This is a genomic window from Metabacillus herbersteinensis (assembly GCF_042433335.1).
Taxonomy (GTDB): Bacteria; Bacillota; Bacilli; order Bacillales; family Bacillaceae; genus Metabacillus; species Metabacillus herbersteinensis.
The window spans coordinates 1-19,699 of record NZ_JBHLVO010000035.1 but is presented as its reverse complement, the minus strand read 5'-3'; the positions used below and the strand labels follow the sequence as shown (position 1 = coordinate 19,699).

At 34.8% G+C, this 19,699-nt stretch carries 21 protein-coding genes and 1 pseudogene; 10 read left to right on the top strand and 12 right to left on the bottom strand.

Translation table 11 applies throughout. The features are described 5' to 3' along the window. Nucleotides 1-63 precede the first annotated feature (63 nt). Nucleotides 64-315, top strand: a complete 252-nt coding sequence (locus ACFFIX_RS24130) for a glycerol-3-phosphate acyltransferase (protein ID WP_378938649.1) — start codon at nucleotides 64-66, stop codon at nucleotides 313-315. Nucleotides 316-447: 132 nt separating this feature from the next. Here ACFFIX_RS24130 and ACFFIX_RS24125 read toward each other — a convergent pair whose 3' ends face one another. From ACFFIX_RS24125 to ACFFIX_RS24115, 3 genes are all read right to left on the bottom strand, one after another. After that, nucleotides 448-1,212 (bottom strand): ABC transporter permease, encoded by a 765-nt coding sequence (locus ACFFIX_RS24125; protein WP_378938646.1) that lies wholly within the window; start codon nucleotides 1,210-1,212, stop codon nucleotides 448-450. Continuing rightward, complete coding sequence (locus ACFFIX_RS24120; protein ID WP_378938644.1) at nucleotides 1,209-2,120, bottom strand: ABC transporter ATP-binding protein; 912 nt, start codon at nucleotides 2,118-2,120, stop codon at nucleotides 1,209-1,211. The genes ACFFIX_RS24125 and ACFFIX_RS24120 overlap by 4 nt, the downstream gene beginning before the upstream one ends. A gap of 95 nt (nucleotides 2,121-2,215) precedes the next feature. Next, the gene (locus tag ACFFIX_RS24115) at nucleotides 2,216-3,283 is read right to left on the bottom strand and encodes an AI-2E family transporter (RefSeq protein ID WP_378938642.1); all 1,068 of its coding nucleotides are present in this window, start codon (nucleotides 3,281-3,283) and stop codon (nucleotides 2,216-2,218) included. A 188-nt stretch (nucleotides 3,284-3,471) separates the two neighbouring features. Between ACFFIX_RS24115 and ACFFIX_RS24110 the strand changes: the two genes are divergently transcribed. The 3 genes from ACFFIX_RS24110 to ACFFIX_RS24100 all read left to right on the top strand — a co-directional run bounded on the left by ACFFIX_RS24110 (nucleotide 3,472) and on the right by ACFFIX_RS24100 (nucleotide 5,871). Beyond that, complete coding sequence (locus ACFFIX_RS24110; RefSeq protein ID WP_378938640.1) at nucleotides 3,472-3,618, top strand: lmo0937 family membrane protein; 147 nt, start codon at nucleotides 3,472-3,474, stop codon at nucleotides 3,616-3,618. Between the two features lie 99 nt (nucleotides 3,619-3,717). After that, nucleotides 3,718-5,223 carry a cardiolipin synthase gene (gene cls / locus ACFFIX_RS24105; RefSeq protein ID WP_378938638.1) on the top strand — a complete coding sequence of 502 codons (1,506 nt, stop codon included), beginning with the start codon at nucleotides 3,718-3,720 and terminating at the stop codon, nucleotides 5,221-5,223. A 189-nt stretch (nucleotides 5,224-5,412) separates the two neighbouring features. Further along, complete coding sequence (locus tag ACFFIX_RS24100; protein ID WP_378938636.1) at nucleotides 5,413-5,871, top strand: divergent PAP2 family protein; 459 nt, start codon at nucleotides 5,413-5,415, stop codon at nucleotides 5,869-5,871. A 30-nt stretch (nucleotides 5,872-5,901) separates the two neighbouring features. On the opposite strand, the gene ACFFIX_RS24095 is transcribed toward ACFFIX_RS24100, so the two are convergent. The 6 genes from ACFFIX_RS24095 to ACFFIX_RS24070 form a co-directional block, all read right to left on the bottom strand. Next, on the bottom strand, nucleotides 5,902-6,510 hold the full coding sequence (locus ACFFIX_RS24095; protein WP_378938633.1) for a class I SAM-dependent methyltransferase: 609 nt from the start codon (nucleotides 6,508-6,510) through the stop codon (nucleotides 5,902-5,904). 92 nt (nucleotides 6,511-6,602) lie between these two features. Continuing rightward, nucleotides 6,603-7,169 (bottom strand): PepSY domain-containing protein, encoded by a 567-nt coding sequence (locus tag ACFFIX_RS24090; RefSeq protein WP_378938631.1) that lies wholly within the window; start codon nucleotides 7,167-7,169, stop codon nucleotides 6,603-6,605. A 108-nt stretch (nucleotides 7,170-7,277) separates the two neighbouring features. Continuing rightward, complete coding sequence (locus tag ACFFIX_RS24085) at nucleotides 7,278-8,003, bottom strand: PepSY domain-containing protein (RefSeq protein ID WP_378938629.1); 726 nt, start codon at nucleotides 8,001-8,003, stop codon at nucleotides 7,278-7,280. A gap of 40 nt (nucleotides 8,004-8,043) precedes the next feature. Beyond that, the gene (locus tag ACFFIX_RS24080) at nucleotides 8,044-9,423 is read right to left on the bottom strand and encodes a sensor histidine kinase (RefSeq protein WP_378938627.1); all 1,380 of its coding nucleotides are present in this window, start codon (nucleotides 9,421-9,423) and stop codon (nucleotides 8,044-8,046) included. Next, nucleotides 9,420-10,121, bottom strand: a complete 702-nt coding sequence (locus ACFFIX_RS24075) for a response regulator transcription factor (RefSeq protein ID WP_378938625.1) — start codon at nucleotides 10,119-10,121, stop codon at nucleotides 9,420-9,422. Before ACFFIX_RS24075 ends, ACFFIX_RS24080 begins: the two co-directional genes overlap by 4 nt. A 132-nt stretch (nucleotides 10,122-10,253) precedes the next feature. Beyond that, entirely contained in the window at nucleotides 10,254-10,880 is a 627-nt protein-coding gene (locus tag ACFFIX_RS24070; protein ID WP_378938624.1) for a LysE family transporter, read from the bottom strand. 288 nt (nucleotides 10,881-11,168) lie between these two features. On the opposite strand from ACFFIX_RS24070, the gene ACFFIX_RS24065 reads away from it, so the two are divergent. The 3 genes from ACFFIX_RS24065 (at nucleotide 11,169) to ACFFIX_RS24055 (ending at nucleotide 12,858) form a co-directional block, all read left to right on the top strand. After that, entirely contained in the window at nucleotides 11,169-11,492 is a 324-nt protein-coding gene (locus tag ACFFIX_RS24065) for a cyclic-phosphate processing receiver domain-containing protein (protein WP_378938622.1), read from the top strand. Nucleotides 11,493-11,637: 145 nt separating this feature from the next. Then, on the top strand, nucleotides 11,638-11,835 hold the full coding sequence (locus ACFFIX_RS24060) for an IDEAL domain-containing protein (protein ID WP_378938619.1): 198 nt from the start codon (nucleotides 11,638-11,640) through the stop codon (nucleotides 11,833-11,835). A 303-nt stretch (nucleotides 11,836-12,138) separates the two neighbouring features. Beyond that, nucleotides 12,139-12,858: a YebC/PmpR family DNA-binding transcriptional regulator gene (locus tag ACFFIX_RS24055; RefSeq protein WP_378938617.1), complete on the top strand. Its 720-nt coding sequence runs from the start codon at nucleotides 12,139-12,141 to the stop codon at nucleotides 12,856-12,858. Nucleotides 12,859-12,911: 53 nt separating this feature from the next. Here the strand turns inward: ACFFIX_RS24055 and ACFFIX_RS24050 are convergent, their stop codons facing one another. After that, the gene (locus ACFFIX_RS24050) at nucleotides 12,912-13,673 is read right to left on the bottom strand and encodes a MerR family transcriptional regulator (protein ID WP_378938614.1); all 762 of its coding nucleotides are present in this window, start codon (nucleotides 13,671-13,673) and stop codon (nucleotides 12,912-12,914) included. A gap of 522 nt (nucleotides 13,674-14,195) precedes the next feature. Continuing rightward, a pseudogene (locus tag ACFFIX_RS24045) lies at nucleotides 14,196-14,558 on the bottom strand (GNAT family N-acetyltransferase); the annotation flags it as partial. Between the two features lie 262 nt (nucleotides 14,559-14,820). Here ACFFIX_RS24045 and ACFFIX_RS24040 point away from each other — a divergent pair. Then, nucleotides 14,821-15,396, top strand: a complete 576-nt coding sequence (locus ACFFIX_RS24040; RefSeq protein ID WP_378938612.1) for a YkoP family protein — start codon at nucleotides 14,821-14,823, stop codon at nucleotides 15,394-15,396. Between the two features lie 475 nt (nucleotides 15,397-15,871). Here ACFFIX_RS24040 and ACFFIX_RS24035 read toward each other — a convergent pair whose 3' ends face one another. Beyond that, nucleotides 15,872-16,978, bottom strand: coding sequence for an MGDG synthase family glycosyltransferase (locus ACFFIX_RS24035; RefSeq protein WP_378938611.1), 1,107 nt, complete (start codon nucleotides 16,976-16,978; stop codon nucleotides 15,872-15,874). A gap of 138 nt (nucleotides 16,979-17,116) precedes the next feature. Here ACFFIX_RS24035 and ACFFIX_RS24030 point away from each other — a divergent pair, with 138 nt between their 5' ends. Both ACFFIX_RS24030 and ACFFIX_RS24025 read left to right on the top strand, forming a co-directional pair. Beyond that, nucleotides 17,117-17,932: a metallophosphoesterase gene (locus ACFFIX_RS24030; protein WP_378938706.1), complete on the top strand. Its 816-nt coding sequence runs from the start codon at nucleotides 17,117-17,119 to the stop codon at nucleotides 17,930-17,932. A 985-nt stretch (nucleotides 17,933-18,917) separates the two neighbouring features. After that, a complete protein-coding gene (locus tag ACFFIX_RS24025; protein WP_378938608.1) occupies nucleotides 18,918-19,568 on the top strand; it encodes a TVP38/TMEM64 family protein in 651 nt (216 codons plus the stop codon). The last annotated feature ends 131 nt before the right edge of the window (nucleotides 19,569-19,699 follow it).

Below are 19,699 nucleotides of genomic sequence, written 5' to 3'. Positions count from 1 at the left end.
AAGTTGCGTAAATTTTCAAAAAAAAGGAGATTTTTCTTATCACTCGTTTCTCCCCATGATAAAATGACTTCATTTAAGGGGTTTTTAACAATTATTATTATACTCTCACTCTCTTATTTAATTGGCTCTATTTTATTCGGATACATCGTTAGTTCTACACTTGGAAATCTAGATCTTCGCACTGAGGGCAGTGGAAATGTTGGAGCTAGAAATGCTGGAAGGTTGTTAGGAAAGAAAGGTTTAACATATAAAATTGCAGCAACACAAGAAAAAGAGAAAATCCACAAAAAAAGATTAACCTCTCATCCAGGTTAATCTTTTTTATTACTATCTATTTTAATTTCAATTCCAAATAAACACGTTCATCTTTTGAGTAGTTATACGTTGGATAATACCTTTTTTTCCTGTGTAAAACATTTGCTGCTTTCGCTTGATTACTAGCCTAAATTATATTGATACATCTCTTCTCACAAAAACCATCCACGCTGATCCCAAAAATAACATTAGGTACATCAGCAGCATTACAATTGAAAAACCTAAGCTACTTCCCTCAAACAGCGGGCGTCCATCAACATATTGACCTAGGTTTGTATTGGCAAACAATACATACCTACCCCACTGAAAATCAAAGTGAGCTAATACTTGCACAAATGTTTTTCCTGTTAAGAGTAGTAAAATCGAGATTCCTGTTGCGAGTGCACTGTTTCGAAAGATCGTTGAAATGGAAAATGCTAGCGTTGAAATCATGATGACCTCAATAGCACAAATTAAGTAACTCATTAGAATTTCTGAAAGCACTCGTGAATCTTGGTTAACCCCTTCAAATCCGAAGAGTAAAAACCCTAGTAGTACAGACACTAAAAAGAAAACGACAATAAAATAGACGCTAAATAATAAAACAGTTATGTATTTTGAAAGTAAAATTTTCGACCGTTTTGCTGGTCGTATTAACAGAAACTTAATTGTTCCCCAATTGTACTCATTAGAGACAATCGATCCTGCAATAGCGATCACGAAAAATGGGAGTATCATTAAAAATCCTGTGCTAAACGATACATATCCTAAAAAGTTCTCTCCAATTCCAGCACTATCTAATAATTTCCGAGTAGCTAAAGCAATTACAAAGAGGACGCTAAGATAGGTTAGAAACAAAACGAGATTGCTTCTTTTATAGTAGATTTTCATATGTTCATTTTTAATGAATGAGATCATTTGCGACTCCCCTCCGTCCACTCTAAAAATGAATCTTCTAATGTTTTATAAATTGGATTAATTGCATAAACCCCAACCTCTTGTTCGACTAGTTGCTTAGTAACTAACGGGATTTGTTCATAAGGGATTATTAATTCAATACTATTGTCGATTACAATAGGTTCATATCCGTGTCCTCTTAAAATATTTTGGGCAACCTGACTCGAATCAACTGTGAAGTGAACTTTTATGTTACTGTCATCCACACTATGCCCCAAATCTCTCACAGTGAGAATCTTCCCAGCTTTAATGATTGCGACGCGATCACATAGGTCTTCAATTTCCTTTAATAGATGGCTCGCAATGATGACTGCTACGTTTTCCTCTCTGGATAATCTTAGCAGATAAGTACGTAACTCTTTTATTCCAGCTGGGTCTAAGCCATTTGTAGGTTCATCTAGGATGAGCAGGTTTGGCTTGTGTAGAATGGCTTGAGCAATGCCTAAACGCTGCCTCATTCCTAATGAATAGGTAGCAACCTTTGTATGAATTGCCGATTGCAAATTTACTAGCTGTACTACTTCATCGATCCGCTCTTTTGTTACTTTTTTATTCATGTTGGCATATTGAGTAAGATTTTGATAGCCCGTTAAAAATGGGTAAAATTCGGGATTCTCAACAATAGCTCCGACATGATGTAACGCTTTTTCAAAGTGTGTTTTTATCGATAACCCATCAATCTGTATTTCACCTGAGCTTGCTGTCACTAGACCTACAACAGCTCTAATTAACGTGGTTTTTCCGGAACCATTCGGTCCTAATAGTCCAAACATTTCTCCTTGCATAACCTCTATGGAAACGTCCGAAAGAATTTCCTTATTGTTGATTTTCTTATGTAAATGGCTAACTACTAATATAGGTTTCTTCATCAGATCCTTCACCTCACATATTCCATACTAAATGAAAAAACTTTGTTAACACAATAAAAACCCTCAAAAAAAAGTGAGGGTCATGACTTTTTTTCTTAAGCATTACGAAGCATATAAAACCCGTAAAAATTCTTTATCGTTACCTTTAATACGGAATAGGCAGGAATGGCAATAAGAATACCAATAAAACCGTAAAGGCTTCCTGCAACTAATAGCAGTAGCATGACTGTTAAAGGGTGAATTTCCAGTTTGTTCCCAATCACTAAAGGTGAGACTAGACTTCCTTCTGTTTCTTGCACAATGATGAGAAGAATCAGTATCTTCACTACTATAAAAGGTTCCATCATAAGTCCAACAAGGATCGCGGGTAAGACTCCTAGCGCTGGACCTAGAATTGGAACAACGGCTGTAAGTACTACAAAAAAAGCCAAGAGTAGGGCATAATCTAATCCAATTATAAGATAGCCGATATACATTAATACGCCATTTACTAATGCCACAATCATTTGTCCGACAATATACATTGAAAGTGTTCGGTCAATATCACTAAGTATCCGTTCTCCTTCGCCTTTATGTTGATCTGGAAGAAGTTTTAATAAAAATGGCGAGAACCGACGATCATCTTTTAATAAATAAAACAAAATAAATGGAACGATTAATAAAACCGTCGCAATACTTGTTATTGTAGAAATGATATTCATTATGTTATTTCCAAAGTTTTGCCCGACATTGCTCAAATAAGTGATTACATTGTTTTTGACTTCGCCATACGACAGAAAACCAAAGTTATTTTCTGAGATTATCCTCGCCGTTTCGCCTTCAGCATCTTCCAGTTGTGATGGCAAATCTTCCATCAGTGAATTAACTTGCTTTTCAACGGTTCCCCCGAGAGTCATTCCTACAAATGAAGCCCCACCAATGATCACGAGAAAAACCAAAAGAATTGCGACTGTACGCGGAATATATTTTGACTTTGATAAGAAATGAACAACGGGTTTTAGTAGATAATATAAGAACCCAGAAATTAATAGTGGAAAAAACAAAGTCGTAATAAAACTTCTGATAGGATCTACAATAAAATCCACTTCACTTAATAAATGAAGAGCTAGTAATACTAAAATGAAAGCTGTTAAATACTTAAAAAAGGGGTGTTTAATCCACATAATGTCCTCCAGAGTTCATTTTTTGATTGATTCCTTTAGACTTTATTCCCTTTCATGACTAGAATCAATCGTTTGCTTTATTACTTTCTATTCAATGGAGGTGTTTTAGGTAAAGTTTACTCCCTACCATTATGGGTAAATAACTAGTAGGACGTTAACGAACTTATTTTTAAAAGGAGGACTTTACCATGCTTTGGACAATTATTTTGGTATTACTAGCACTTTGGCTAATAGGTGCTGTAGCAGGGTTCTTAGGCAATATTATTCATATCTTACTGGCAGTGGTATTAATTTTAGTTATTGTACGACTCGTACAAGGAAAGAAAATCGTTTAGCAAGGTAATATCCTATTAAACCAAAGGCAGTAGAAAGCACCAGTATCAACCTGGTGCTTTTTCTATAGCCTTAAATAATAAATGAATAGAGGAATTTAGATGAAGCGTTCTCGGCAGTTTATTCTTTTTATTTTACTGGTAATTTCTTTATATCTTACTGTTTTTCCAGGCTACTCAAGCCTCGTGAAAGTGATAGCATTTATTGTTTATCTGACTATCCTGTTTTCTATTTCGTATGTATTGATGCTAGAAAACCGATCACCTTATAAAACACTTCTTTGGATATATGCTCTTTTCTTCTTTCCGATTGTTGGTTATATCTTTTATATCTACTCAGGTCAGCTAGAAGTAAAGGGCCACCTCTTCCGAAATAAGCGTGAGCAAGCTGCTGAAATGTTGGAAAATAAGTTCTCATTTAAGCCCTCTCCACATTGGAATAACCTCACTGAGACTCAACAAAGCTTTTCACAGCTAATTGAGAAGTTTAGTAGAAACCAAATTAGTTTTCATACATCTTCAAAAATTTTAAAAAATGGCGATGAAGCCTTTCCTGCAATCAAAGAGGCAATTGGACAGGCTAAAGATTATATTCACTTAGAATATTACACATTTAAATCCGATCAAATTGGCCAAGAAATTATTGATATGCTGTGTGATAAAGCAAAGGACGGAATCGAAATTCGATTTATTTACGATGCAGTGGGAAGTTTGTCATTATCTACGAAATCCATCCGTCAAATGAAGGATGCGGGGATTGAAGTTCATTGTTTTCTTCCAGTTAAGCTAGGATTCATCAATCAAAAACTAAACTTTCGTAACCATCGAAAAATCATCATTGTTGATGGTGAGGTTGGGTTTGTTGGTGGATTAAATGTAGGTGACGAGTATTTAGGAAGAAATCCTCGGTTTGGATTTTGGCGAGACACTCACCTTGTTTTAAAAGGAGAAGCCATCAAGACATTACAAACTACTTTCTCATTCGACTGGGCTTTCGTTTCCGGAGAAACATTACTAAATCCAAAGTATCTTGCCACAAAATATATTGACGGTGATCAAGGTGGAGTTCAAATTGTTTCAAGTGGTCCAGATTCGACCATTCAAGGGATAATGGGTGATATATATTATGCTCTATTAACTTCCGCGAAAAAATCAATCCTAATTGCAACTCCCTATTTTGTTCCGAATAAAGCAATTCGTACTGCATTATCAATGGCAGCTTCAAAAGGCATTGATGTAAAGATCTTAGTACCTGAGATAAATGACGGCTTTTTAACTCAATATGCAACAAGGTCTTACTTCTCCGAAATGCTCTACCATGATATTGAAGTCTATATGTATAAAAAAGGATTTCTACATGAAAAAGTTATTATTATTGACGAGCAATTTGCCTCTGTTGGAACGGCCAATCTCGATTTAAGAAGTTTGCATTTGAATTTCGAGGTGAATGCTTTTCTTTTTGACACAGAAAGTGTGAAAGACCTTGTTCAGCATTATAAAGAAGATCTATCGGATAGTATCAAAGTTGATAAGACTTCTTATAAAAACCGTGGGCTCGTTTTACGAACAAAGGAATCATTTGCGCGACTTTTTTCACCTGTTTTATAAATTTTTAAATTAACTGATTATTCTATGGGAAATATCGATCTTTTCCCTTGGAAAATCACGTTTTCTATCATTTTATTTCAAATTATTTCCTAAAGTGTCCGAAGCTTTCCTTTATTTCTCTTTAAAAATCCCTTCACACATTGCATAGACAGTGGACTTTGATGAAAACTACTACTAGAGGTGAGATAGATGAATCGTGGAATTTGGACAGCATTATCTGGAATAGGAATTGCTCAAGGGTTGAAGGTATTTACTTATAAAGGTCTGACTGGAAAGTGGGATTGGAAACCGATATTTCAGACTGGTGGGATGCCAAGCTCTCACTCTGCAGGGGTTTCCGCATTGGCTACCTACGTTGCGGCTAAAAAAGGATTGGACTCAACAGACACGGCACTTGCTGTTATATTTGGAATCATAGTCATGTATGATGCTCAGGGAATACGCCGTCACACTGGAGAAATTGCAAAAATAGTAAACGATATTGATGCAGATATTGAAGTTTTATCTGGTCATATGCCTGGTCTTTTTCATGTTAAGCAGGAAAAGGAACTGAACGAGCTATTAGGCCATCAACCAGCTGAGGTTGCAGGTGGGGCATTGTTAGGTATTATAATTGGACTTGTTAGTTCGTGGTTAGATCCAGATTGAAAAAGCAGACCATCCTCGGTCTGCTTTTCGTTAGTTAGTTGGTTTCACAGCTGTAATACAGACCGTTAATTCTGGACGGACATTTTTAAAATCCATTTTAATCTCATGAAACCCACATGCAACTAGATCATCATGAATTTGTTTTCCAAACATTCTAGTCTTACCTGAACTTGCATTTTCTTCTCTCGGTTGCATGGTAATTGCAACTTTACCACCTGGTTTTAATGACTTCATTAAAACTTCAAGACCTCTGCGTGGGTAATTCCAAATGGTGTAGTTATTAACGGAGAGAATTTTGTGATAATGTTCTTGCTTTAATTGCGCTTTTTCAATATCACTTACATAAAGTTCAACAGTGCCTTCAATCATTTCTTTTTCAAGTTTACTCTCCGCTAAGTTTTTCATTGCTTCTGAAACGTCAATCCCATCAATTTGCACATCCTGATATGTGTTTAGAATGAATACCATACTATAAGCAGGTCCGAACCCCACTTCTAGGATGTTGTCACCTCTTTGAATGTGTAATTGTGCAATCGTCCATTTGTTAATCGTTTGGTTTTCCCATGCCATAATCTTACCTGCAACGATTCCTAAAAAACCTTTAGGCTTGCTGAAGCTTTTTTTGAATTTTTTTAACATACGTTTTTCCCTTCGAAATAAGTGATATATAATAGTACTATCACCTTTGACCTAACTGTAAACATTTATTAGGATTTCCTTCAGGGAATTTCTTAGTCTTCGAAGTCTATTTCTTCCACTTCCCCCGTTGAGGCATCAATCTCGACTTCTGCTTCACCACGATCGGTCTTCAATTTTATCTCATATGTTATGCGACCATCATCTTCGTCTTTTTCAACTTCTGTCATCTTACCTTTTGTTGCATTTTCAGCAATGGCTACTGCTTTTTCCTTAGAAATTAATTTAGCATCGTTAGTGCTGACGTCTGACATTTTATCTTGGTCATCATTATCATCACTCGAGTCATCATCATATACATCGTCGTTAAGTGATTGAACCTCTCCAGTAGCTGCATTTACATAGATATCATAATCCTCATTATTCTTTTCAACTTCTACTTCATAAAAAACCTGTTCACCATTTCTTTCGCGATCAATCCCTTCAACCTTACCGTCTTGTACTGTTAGAGCAATCTTTTTTGCCTCATCCGCCGTCATTAATTGTTCTGAAGGCTTACTTAACTTTTCTGTTGAACTCTCCTTGTTAACTGCTCCGACAGCTAACGCTCCACCTAACAGGACGCTGGTAGTCAATACACCGATTAAAATATTTTTTTTCATTTTGAATTCCTCCTTAAGCAATTTTCTTCTACACCTTCACTATAGCCAGTGAATATGAGAACAAGGAGATAGGAACATTAGAATTTGCTGAGAGTCACCTCTATTACGTTAATCTGTCTCATTTTCATCCCATGTAACAGACTTTACTTCTCCCGTAATCGCATGGATTTGGATTGTAGCCTCTCGCTCATCATCGGTTTCAATTTCGACAAGGTAATACGCTGTATTATTAATATTTTCCAATTCTATATCTTCTATTTCACCTTTTACTTGCTTTGATGCAATATCAGTTGCTTGTTGTTCTGTTAGTCTTTTTGAAGGTTCTATTACTTCATTCATTACTTTAGAAAGAATTTTTCCGGACTTGGCATCGACTTTTATCGTTGTACGTTGATTTTCCTCTTTCACTATCGCCGTGTATGTGATGCTTTTATTCTCTTCCTGCCGCTTCAGGGTTTCTACAGTTCCACTTACCGAAGACAAAACAATCCCTTCAATCTCCTCTTCACTCATTTCTTTTTGACTGATAATGTCTCGATTATCCGCTTCATTTTCTTTCATTCGCTTCAAGGATACGATCTCTCCATTTTTAGCATCCACTCTAATCTCATACAAACCTGATGGTCTATCTAGCTCAATTTTAAAAAGATCTTCATTTCGTTGAACTTCTGTAATATTTCCTGAGTATTTCGAAACGATCATCTCTCTTACTTCTTGCTCCGATAAAAGTTCAGTTGTTGAAACAGGTTTTAACACAAACTGTTGAATAATAAAAAGGATGAATAGCACCACGCATATCCCACCTGCAAGCGATAGCATAAGCCTCTTTTTCATCTCTTCACCTCACTAAATCAATGTATCTCCATTTTTCCATTTAAATATGAGAATTTGGTGAGAACCCAGTATCATCGTTAGAAAAACTCATTGTAACTGTTGTTCCTAAGCCTTCAAGGCTATCAAGATGAATATGTACACCTATTGCATCAGCAATTTCCTTTGCTAAAGAAAGGCCCAATCCGGTTCCTCCGCGCTCCCTGCTTCTAGAGGTATCAACACGGTAGAAGCGATCAAACACTTTAGGTAGATCTTGTTTAGGAATTCCTATCCCTTTATCTATTATTCGTACCTTCACAGCTTCTCTATCTTTCTCAATCACGATTGCAAGTTCATCTTCACTATATTTCCTCGCATTATCTAAAAAGATAAAAAGGAGCTGCTTCAGCTTTTGTCCATCTGTTTTGATTACAATATTTTCTTGCATTGTAACTAAAATTTCACGATGATAGGCATTTTGAAAGGACTTCACTGTTTGTTGAACAAAATCACCAAGGTCTATTGTAGTCAATTCTATATTCCATCCTTCTCTGGACCTTGCCAACAATAATAGCTGCTCTGTCAGACCCTTCATCCTAATAGCTTCTGAATGAATGGCATCAATTGACTCATTAAATAAGTCTGGCTCTTTCAATCCTCTTCTTTTCATCAAACTCGCATAGCTCTCAATGACAGTTAAAGGTGTCTTTAATTCGTGAGATGCATTTGAAACAAACTGCTCCTGTTTTTCATAGTTGGATTCTAACAAATCGATCATATGGTTGAAGGTATCACCCATTTGATATAATTCATCCTTTGATTCTCCCTTTAGTTGAAGACGCTTGAATCGTCCATTCATCCTTATATCTTTCATCGTGTCGGTCATGGATCTAACAGGCTTTGTAATTAAATTACTTAGAACTCTGCTAGATATGATAACAGGTATCATTGCAATCACTGTTACGGTAATCAATACAATGCGGAGGATATTAAGATTATCAACTGCAGGCTGAATGCTTCGGGTAATTTGAAGATTTACAATGCTTCCATCCGTCCAAATAATTGGAATCGATTCGAAAGCATAGGCTTTTTCCATATAGGTAACGTTTTCTCTTCTTTCTCCTGAATAGAACTCTATTTTTGTTTTGGTAAGCCCTTGTTCAGTTGGAGAGGTTACCTGTGGCAGACCTTCCCCATCTTCAGTTACAAATCGTATCATCCCATCGATTGGGACATATGCGCGCAAAAGCTCTTCAGGAGGAATGGCCCCCAATGATTTGTTTACTCCATCTACTATTTTCACAGTTTCTGCTTGTACATTATCCAATTCACTAGTAAGAATCAATTTATTAAATACATAATAAACGGAAACATTCATGATGATGAGTAAAATAACAAACAAGACCGCTGTGTAAAGGTGGATCTTATTTTGAAGTCTCATTTCGTTTCCTTCATTACATAGCCAACACCACGAACTGTATGTATGAGAGGTGGTTTCTCTGGCTGATCTATTTTTTTCCGAACATAGCGAATATAGACATCTACTACATTTGTATCTCCATAAAAATCAAATCCCCATACGGCTTCTACAATTTGATCTCGGTTTAGCACTTGTCTCTTATTCTTCAACAAATAGACGATGAGATCAAACTCTCTAGGTGTCAACTCGATATGATTTTCTCCTCTAACCACGTCTCTTGTCATCAAGTTGACTTTCAAATCACCCAAGACTAGGAAAACCTCATCCTCTAGTTCTTTTTGTTGTTCCAATGAGCGTAACCTTAGCGCTGCACGTATCCTTGCCAACAATTCTTCAATCTGAAAAGGCTTCGTAATGTAATCATTAGCACCTAAATCCAATCCAGAAACCTTATCTTCTACTGAACTTTTTGCAGTCAATAACAAAACGGGAGTCTGAGAGTCATTCGTTCGAATACGGCGTAGAAATTCAATCCCACTCAACCCTGGTAGCATCACATCTAAAAGAATAAGATCAAAACTTCCAGAACGATACGCTGCCAATGCCTCTAACCCGTCCTTGGCTTTGATCACTTCATATCCTTCAAATTCTAGTTCAAGCTCAAGTAGTCTTAAAATTTTTTCTTCATCTTCAACGACAAGTATTGATTCCTTTTTCATGAACTACCTCCACAAAAGCTTTTCATTACTTGTAATCATACCCACTTTAGATCAGTTTGTGTACTAAATCACTTCGCAAAAAAAAGAACAACCCTTTGAAGGTTGCTTACTTTCCAATAATTCCCCATCAGTTCATCCAAACAAAACATGCACTGCCTGAACACCAAAATATATACCAAATCCAATAAGGGACAAACCAGATAGAACTGAAATACCAACTAGTAGTTTATTTGTTAAGTATCTTCGAAAGCTACTGGCAACACATGCCATCGTCACATCCCAAATTAATACTCCAAAAAGTATTGCTCCACTACAGAGCAGCAATTGATTCATCCCATATGATGTAGTCATGTTTGCTAATGCAGAACCATATATGCCTAGCCAAAATAGAATCGTTAATGGGCTAGATAATGACATGAAAAAACCAGCAAAAAAGGATCTTGTAAGTGACTCACTAAATTGTCCTTTACTCCTTGTTATTTTTCCCGCTCCAATCATGCTCTCAATCCCCGTGTATACAAGCACAAAAAATCCAAATAACCAGAGAAATGTTTGCATGAATGGTGTTTCGAGAAAATGAACGACACCGAGGTAAACCAAAACCATATAAATCGCATCTGCTATCATTGCTCCTAACCCGACTAACCAAGCATGAAAAAAGCCACCCTTAATTCCCCTATCTAGCTGTGCCGCATTAATAGGACCAATCGGCGCAGCCAAAGACAAACCTAAGAAGATATAACTGATGTATACACCCATGAACGAAACCCCCATCTCACTATGTAAAGCTGCTTGTACATTCTATTCAGGGATGGGCGCTTGTACCACTGTTTTTTGCTAACTACATCTCCATTATGCTCTTTACACATGTACCATTTTTAATTGTAAAATTCCCCTTTTATAAAAAGTTACTAATTACCTACGAATGCTCTCCTAACCCTTGGGAATTAAGTATTTCCTCTACTATTAACTCATCTACCAAACAAAACCAGAAATAAAAGTGTGCTAATCTTATAGTATGTCAAGCAGATAAAGGGAGTTTTTATCTTGAAAATAAACGTTTTTCTAGATGATAATCGTACATGCCCTAATGATCATATCCTTGTCGAAAACATTGACGAATGCATAAATTTACTCGAAACATTTCATATTGAACATTTATCTTTAGATCATGACCTTGTAAACAAAACGAGAAATGGACTCATGCTCGTACACCATATGGTTTCTAATAAGCTTTTTGCAGAACGGATCACTATTCATTCAGCCAATTCAGGGGCAGGTCGGGCAATGTATAAATATTTTAAACAAGCTCAAGTAGATCTGTTGATGCCAGGTACAATTAAAGTTCTCTTACGACCATTACCAATCTAAGAAATCATGTTTTTTCTATTAGCGTTAACCTAGGACTTAGAGAATTCTAAGTCCTTTTTTCTGCATTTTATTTAAGAGGTAAATATTATTTGAATAGTCTGATTAATTGTGATATAATAGAAAAAAGGTCAAGGAGTTGATCCCGTTGGAAAAGTATTTGCTAAATGCACCCAAGCAGTCTGAAGTTAACATCATTGATTCCCTATTTGCAGAAATGTTCATAGAAAAAGCTATCCGTGATTTCAGAAAAAAGGAGATCCAAAAGGAAATTGACCACTCATTAAAGGTTCGAAGTAAGAAAGAGTTTATTCGATTAACAGAAGAATTAAAGAGTATTTCTTAATATAGTAGAAAGACCCCTTTCATAGTGTGGAAGGGGTCTTTCTATTCGTACATAATAGATTCATTTCAATGCCTATAAAGTTATAAACGAACATTGAAATACCTTCTTATGAGGTACATAACTTGTCTTTTTTTGATTATTAAACTCGTAAGCGATTATGCACTTAGGTTATAATAGAATCAAGTGAATGTCGTAACATCTTCAATTAGCATTGTATGTTAGACAGTATTTCAAGAAAAGTTGAAGAATTAGCTTTATTTACATTATTTTGTGTAGATTTAACATTGAAAGTGAGTGTTCAATATGGGCCGTAAGTGGAACAATATTAAAGAAAAAAAAGCATCAAAAGATGCCAATACAAGCCGTATTTATGCAAAGTTTGGACGCGAGATTTATGTAGTAGCAAAGCAAGGTGAACCAGATCCAGAATCAAATCAGGCGCTAAAGGTTGTACTTGAGCGTGCTAAAACATACAGTGTACCGAGAGTGATTATTGACCGTGCAATTGAAAAAGCAAAAGGTGGTTCAGAAGAAAGCTATGACGAACTTCGTTATGAAGGCTTCGGACCAAATGGATCAATGGTAATTGTAGATGCACTAACAAATAACGTCAACCGTACTGCATCAGATGTGCGTGCTGCATTTGGTAAAAACGGTGGAAACATGGGAGTTAGTGGATCTGTAGCGTATATGTTTGATGCAACAGCTGTTATCGGGATTGAAGGTAAAACAGGAGATGAAGTGCTCGAATTATTAATGGAAGCAGATGTAGACGCACGTGACATTTTAGAAGAAGATGAGTCAGTAATAGTTTATGCCGAACCTGATCAGTTCCATGCAGTTCAAAATGCATTCAAGGGTGCTGGGATAACTGAATTTACAGTTGCCGAACTAACAATGCTTGCACAAAACGACCTCCCACTACCAGAAGATGCACAAACTCAATTTGAAAAAATGATTGATGCATTAGAAGATTTAGAAGATGTTCAACAAGTTTACCACAATGTAGATTTAGGTGAATAATACATAAAAGCAGACCTTTATATTTCATGAAAGGTCTGCTTTTATATCAATTCTTACTTCTTCCCTAAATAGATCAAGATAGCATCTCGTAAAAATTCCGTACCGCCTGATACAATCTTGTCATAGTAGCTTGTGAAGCGCTCGTCTGCAACATATAATTCTGCCAGGCCTGCGTGTGCTTCTTTAGAATAGCTTGGCCATGAGTACATGAGCCATTGCTTATGCTTTTCGGCTGCTTCTTGTGCTAGTGGTGAGGCAGGGTCATTGGTTGCGTAAGCTTGTTTCAGCAACGATAGCACTTCTTTTTCTAAGTTATTCATTGCGGAGAAATCTTCTTCAGACATTCCTCTTAGTTTTGCATTGGCTGCGTCTATTGTATCATTTCCGTATTTTCCACGGATTTCGTCCCCATATTTTTCTTCGTTCTCATTAATCATCTTTTCTTTAAACCCTGCAAATTTCTCCTTGTCTTTCATGTTAATTACCCCTTCCTTATTGCCAATCGTCTTCTCAATAGTTGCAATTAGTTTGTCTAGGCGGGTGCGTTTTTGCTTCAGCTTTGTGTAATGCTGTTTCAAGGCAGCATTTTGATCAAAAGTAGGCTGGCTCACGATATCCATAATTGTTTCTAAGCTTACATCTAACTCACGGTAGAATAAAATTTGCTGGAGAAGGTCAACTTCCTGTTGCCCGTAGATGCGATAGCCGGATGAGTTTACTCTTGCTGGCTTGAGTAACCCAATTTCATCATAATAGCGCAGTGTTCGTGCACTAACATTCGCTAGTTGAGCCAACTTGGTTATGGTATATTCCATATTAATCCCTCCTGACTCTTTGATCATAAACCTTCACGCCACGTGAAGGTCAAGGGAAAAAAAGCATTTTTTGAGTTAAATTAGGGTTTAATATACATTTCTTTTATTAACATTGTTATTTATGGTCATTTTTAAGGTTATCTATTAATTGACTTGCTCAAGCTTGGAATCACATAAACACTTACCTGTTTTGAAGACATTTATTTTACATTACCTACTATTTCAATCAGTTTATATAAATAGCACGATCCACGAAGCAGTTCCATAATCAAAGAATCCATATAAATTAAAGAGTCTCTAGCAATTTTGTTCCTAGATTTTACTACATTATTATGTGTTCGTATAGAGTTTACTTAGAATGAACAGAACCTCTACAAAGAACCCCTCAATTAAAATTGAGAGGTTCTACACGTTATTCCATTAAAGCGCCCGATTGTTGAACAAGGTTTCAATTAATATCCCCTAAATAAATTAGAGACTTTTCATTATTAAAATGCTTTATTATGTATTTTCTTATTTCTTTAGGATCCTATGTGATTTCACTTTCTCAAAACCATATTTTAATGTAGCTTGTGCTGCTTCAGAAGCATATCCTTTATTATGATATTTAGGATTGAACACCCAACCAATCTCATAAGTATGCTCACCAAAATACTTATGAAAGGCAATGTGACCAATCAGGATTTTTTCGTCCATTAATACCACAGGAAATTTCTCAGCTATTTCACCAATGTTATTATTTACAAACTCCTTTGTATCTTCTTCAGAAAAAACCCCTTCAGGTATATACTTCATAACGTTGGAGTCTGATGTATACTCATGTACAGCTTGCCAATCTTTGGATTCAAATTTTCGTATTAATAATCTCTCAGTTTTTATATACATTGACTTTTCTCCTATTAAAAATATTAATTAATTTTTATTTGTTTCGATAATAGGAAGTAAATACCCTTTAAAAATAACAGCTTATTCTTCAACTAAATGGCCCTTTAAATAAAGATAGAGCGCAATTCTTTACTGCAGAATTACGCCCTTTAATGATACAACTATAAACTCTCTGGTAAATGATGTTTACCTCTATTTTTCCCAGTTATATTTTATTAATAATATTGACAAAATATAATTGAAAATTAAGGAGGTTAGGGATATGCGAAGTTATATTCTTTCATTTTGGAATGTTCTCGATCCTTTATATTACTTATTAACAAGATTAGAATACATTGATCGTCACTCTGGTATTTTCCGTGTACGGTTAACCAAGTATAAAGGTAGAACTGTTATTTTGAGTGACGGAACATTAATTAAGAAAAATGATAAGTTAGTAAAGATTCATTTACACAACAGTAGAATTTTAAGCGAATTGCAATATGTCCCTTGCTCTGTTAGAAGAGGGAGAACTATTTTTAAAAGAATATTTAAGTCAATGCCGACCCTTGCAGAATATATTCACAACCATAAAAATAGTAATGAAATAAAAGGTGCTATAGGGATAACCATGTTACATAAAGGGGCAGAAAAGCTTGGATTTGAGATTATCCAACCTTGCAATATGTTTTACAGATTGTTTAAAAGTATGTCACAGTTCCCTATTTTTTTACTGTCTTCAGGACGGCCAAAAACTTTAAAAATACCTGATACTTATTACTTATTCATTTCCAAAGAAAAGCTCCTCCAGACTTATCAAAAGTTAACCGAAGAAGATATTAAATATCGAGATCAGTAAAAGGAACTATGTTTTGTTTGGTTCTCAATTAAAGGAACAAGGTCCTTTAAATCTTAAGGTATGGTGTTAACTTGTTTATTGCTTCTTCTACTTAATGCCTTTAACAATTGTTATGATATATCTTCCATAATTTGGTGTTAACATTAATAGAATGCGTGAAAACGAAAAAATTATTCATTATTTTTTTATAATGCGAGTTAAGAAGGAAGACCAAGGACCGATAAATTCTGAAACGATGTAAATGTCTTCGTGCTAACCAATACTATTGCCCTTCGTGGGACTTTCAACCATAAAGACTGCACCTATGTAGGCGCACTTAAAACAAGACCGTCTCTTGACGGTCTTATTTCATATTTGTTTTCGTTTTTCTTTGTCAATTAGGCGGTATGCGAATAATAATCTCGTAACCATCCCAAATTTTATATACTATAAAGGGTTCAAAAAAATTGGAAAATCATTTAAAATGAATAATCTGTTAGATACTCGTTAGTATTTTTACAAATGTATCCCGTAATTTATTATTTTCTATAGAAGTTAAATAACTTTGAACCTGTTTTCTTTGATGATTTATCCATACTTGAGATGTTAAGTAAGAGAGAATTTTATTCTCAATCTCTTGAGGCTCGAGCAGAAAAACAAGCTCTTTATTTTTTAAATTGTGTAAATTGATTTCCTCCTGACCAGGTAAAACAGAGTAAATGAAAATCGGTAACTGTTTCCGTAATGTTTCACTAATTGTTACTCCACCGGGTTTCGTGATAATCCCCGAGGCTTTGGAATAAAGTGCGTTCATTTCTTCTTTACATGTTATATAAGGTAATGGTGTAATATAGGGACTGCTAATCGATTGAACAAACTGAAACAACTTTTTATTTTCACCACATAATACCTTGTAATGTATCTTCCCTGACGGTTTAATTCTTTTTATCAGCTCTTTTATGTTTCCAGTCCCCAAACTACCTCCAGAGATAATGATGGTAAATGGGTTACGATCTTTCTCTTTAAAATGTGAATCATCTTTCATATAGTGAGGATGAACAGGGATACCAGTTACAATTACTTTTTTATCTTGAACACCCTGATCACATAGAAACTGTTTCACCTCTTGAGTAGGAGCAAAGTGAAAATCAATATTAGACAAACCCCAAAGTTGGTTAACAAAAAAATCTGTATAAACATTAAAGACTGGAACCGAATTAGTAGATTTCTGTTTCAGCCTATTTAATAAATAAGACGGTAATACATGAGTACAAATAATGAGGTCTGGATTTGTTTCTTTAAGAATTCTTTCCATAAAACGGAGAAAAATTAGTTCATATAAAAAGTATCGCTTTTTTTCATATGTATCATTAAAAGAAACTTTACGGTATAACCAACTATAGCTATTCGGGCATAACTTAATCGACTTTAAATACATGCTTGTTACAATCGTTTCGATAAATCCAAGACTATATGATAATAGTTCTATTTTCTCAAATTTCCATTCTCTGTCTTCTTCTTTTAATGTTTCGATAATACTGTCTGCAACTTGATGATGTCCTGAAGACATTCGTAGCAATGGCATAAATAAAATTTTCTGCATACCCTTCCCTCAGTTCTAGTTATTTTAACTATATTGTCCTAGTAATAAGAAGAAAATATAAGCATTAATAACACATCCATTACTTACCACTATGATTGCCCCTGCTCCCTTACTATACTTTGTTAGTATGGGGAGGAGATTTTATTGATATTATTTATTCTATTTGTTATTTTACTCGTAGGAGTTTTATATAAAGCTAATAAAAATACTAAAGATGTCGTTATAAATAATATTTTACTCGAAGAAACAGCAGGAAAGTCCCTAAGTAAACCGCTCAGGGTACTTCATCTTTCAGACTTACATTTAGAAAATATCTCTGTTTCACCTCAAATGCTCAGTAAATCCATTGAAAATTACCCAATCGACTTAATTACGATAACTGGTGACTTTTTAGATCGTAAAGGAAGTATTCCTAAGTTAATTCCCTATTTAGAAGTATTAGGAAATTTAAAACCTCGTTTTGGAATGTATGCTGTGTTTGGTAATCACGATTACGTGTTAAAAGGTGAAAGTTTTCATCGCCTAAAGAAAACGTTAGAGGAAAATGGTTGTAAAACCTTACAAAATGAACACCTTACAGTCGAAGTTGAAGGTTGTAAGCTTAATATTATTGGGATCGACGATTTTAGTACGAATCGAAGCAACCTTCTCCGTTCATATGAAGGGGTACAGGATGGCTACAACTTAGTATTAACACACGATCCGAATATTGTGTTAAAAATGAAAGATTTTCACTTTGATTATCTTTTGTCTGGACATTTTCATGGTGGACAAATTCATTGGCCAAAGCCATATCACTTAATCAAAATGGGGAAATTGGTTCGGATGAAGATGGTAAAAGGTTTGCACTATCACAATGGCAAACCGTTCTACATTAGTGAAGGTTTAGGTCAGACAGGTATAAACATTCGTATTGGAAGTCGTCCTGAAATTACGCTTCATCAAATATCGTGAATTGATAGAAATAACTTTAATAGGTAACCCCACTCTATGCTTATGTAGAATGGGGTTTCATTTATTTATAGAAAAAAATAGTATAAGCTGGTTTCTTAAAATCAATATTTAATATCTATCTAAAGCTGTTGATAACAGAAATCGCAACAAAATGTACTTAGAGAAACACTATTTTATACTCTAATGAAAAATAAAACATCAAATACACCCCGTTTCAAGTAAAAAAGCCTTTTTATTTAAATTTATAGGCACCTTTAATACCGTTGGCTGATTAGGTAAGGCAGTGGAGTATCGTCATTTTTCCATCTCCTTTTTTGCACCATTTCCTTCGTATGGTTGGGAGCTAGGAATTAGAAAAATCCCCAGTGAATGGGAAATCAATTTCAAATTCACCTTATCCTTGAGTAACATTTTTATAATTTGAAAATTTTATGAGTTATAGTGCGGTTATTAATGCCAAATTTTTTTTGTATAATGCTTTTTCTCTGAGTAATAATATAATTAGGACTAGTGAGCCAACTATTCTTATGTTTTTAAAACCCACTTATATAAAAGGGGGTTTAAAATAAGTATTATTATTTATTAAAGCAACTATCTCATATTTTTTAAAGGATTTATTAGTGAAAAACAGCATGGGGGATGGCTATTGGTAAGCTAATACATACTTGTTTTAACCTTTAATTCCCTTTAAGCACACTGCATAGCAAACATCACCAAGTTATTTTTCCTATTCATCTTAATCTTTTAAAAATGGAAGGTGATACACTCTTCATTTTTAATCATAACCTCAAAAAAAGCATTAATTGTGATTTTTCAATAATTTGTTTTTTAGACTGGATTTTTTTGTTAATATTTGTTTAAACATTTTACTTGTTAGTTTTATCAGTGACCCTTTGTAATGTGGTTATATCCACTAATACGTAAAGATTAATTACCGAAAAAAGCAGGTTAATTTTAACCAAAGTTTAAGTAGGGAGGTTTATCGATGAGAAAAGGGGTATTTTTTTTAATAACATATGGAGCCATCCTCTTTACTGTCTTTTATTATAGAGATTTTTTATTAAATTGGCTTAATGACAGTGACTTTTCACAAATTCCTTTTATGTTTTTTCTATCGATAGTGTTAAGTGTGGTTCCTATTATTCCATTTTCAGTTTTTGCTGGAATAATGGGAGTAAAATATGGGATTTGGATAGGTAGCATGATTAACTGGTTTGGGTCCGTAGGAGCCGCAATTATCTTTTTTATTCTGGCACGTTATTTTTTTATTAATGAGTTTAAACAATATGTGAGTCGTTTTAAATCTTTTAAAAAATTGAATGGTATTGTTAGCAAAAATAGTTTTATTACCGTATTGTTCGCTCGGATTATTTATATCGTCCCTCCACTGGTAATCAACATCTATTCTGGGCTAAACTCTATGTCATTTAAAACATATTTTTTTGCAACTGCCATTGGTCAAGTTCCTGCAATGATTGTTTATGCCTATTTAGGAAATCAATTATTTACTTCTGTTCAAATGTTTATGCAAGGTCTTGCATTATACTTAGGATTTATTCTAGTTGTTTTGTTGATTTATCGAAGACGGATTAAAGGAAAGTCAAAGGTTGCTCTAGAGTATCCTAAAGGCAAATGAACTAGATTCATTGAAAGTTTTAAATGCAGTTTAATTTTCTAAGTCTGATTTCACTTTCTTTTCGATTTTCTTTAATCGAAACCGATCAAATTGGTCAACTTTTACCGCCAATAACAGCTCCTTATCTGTAT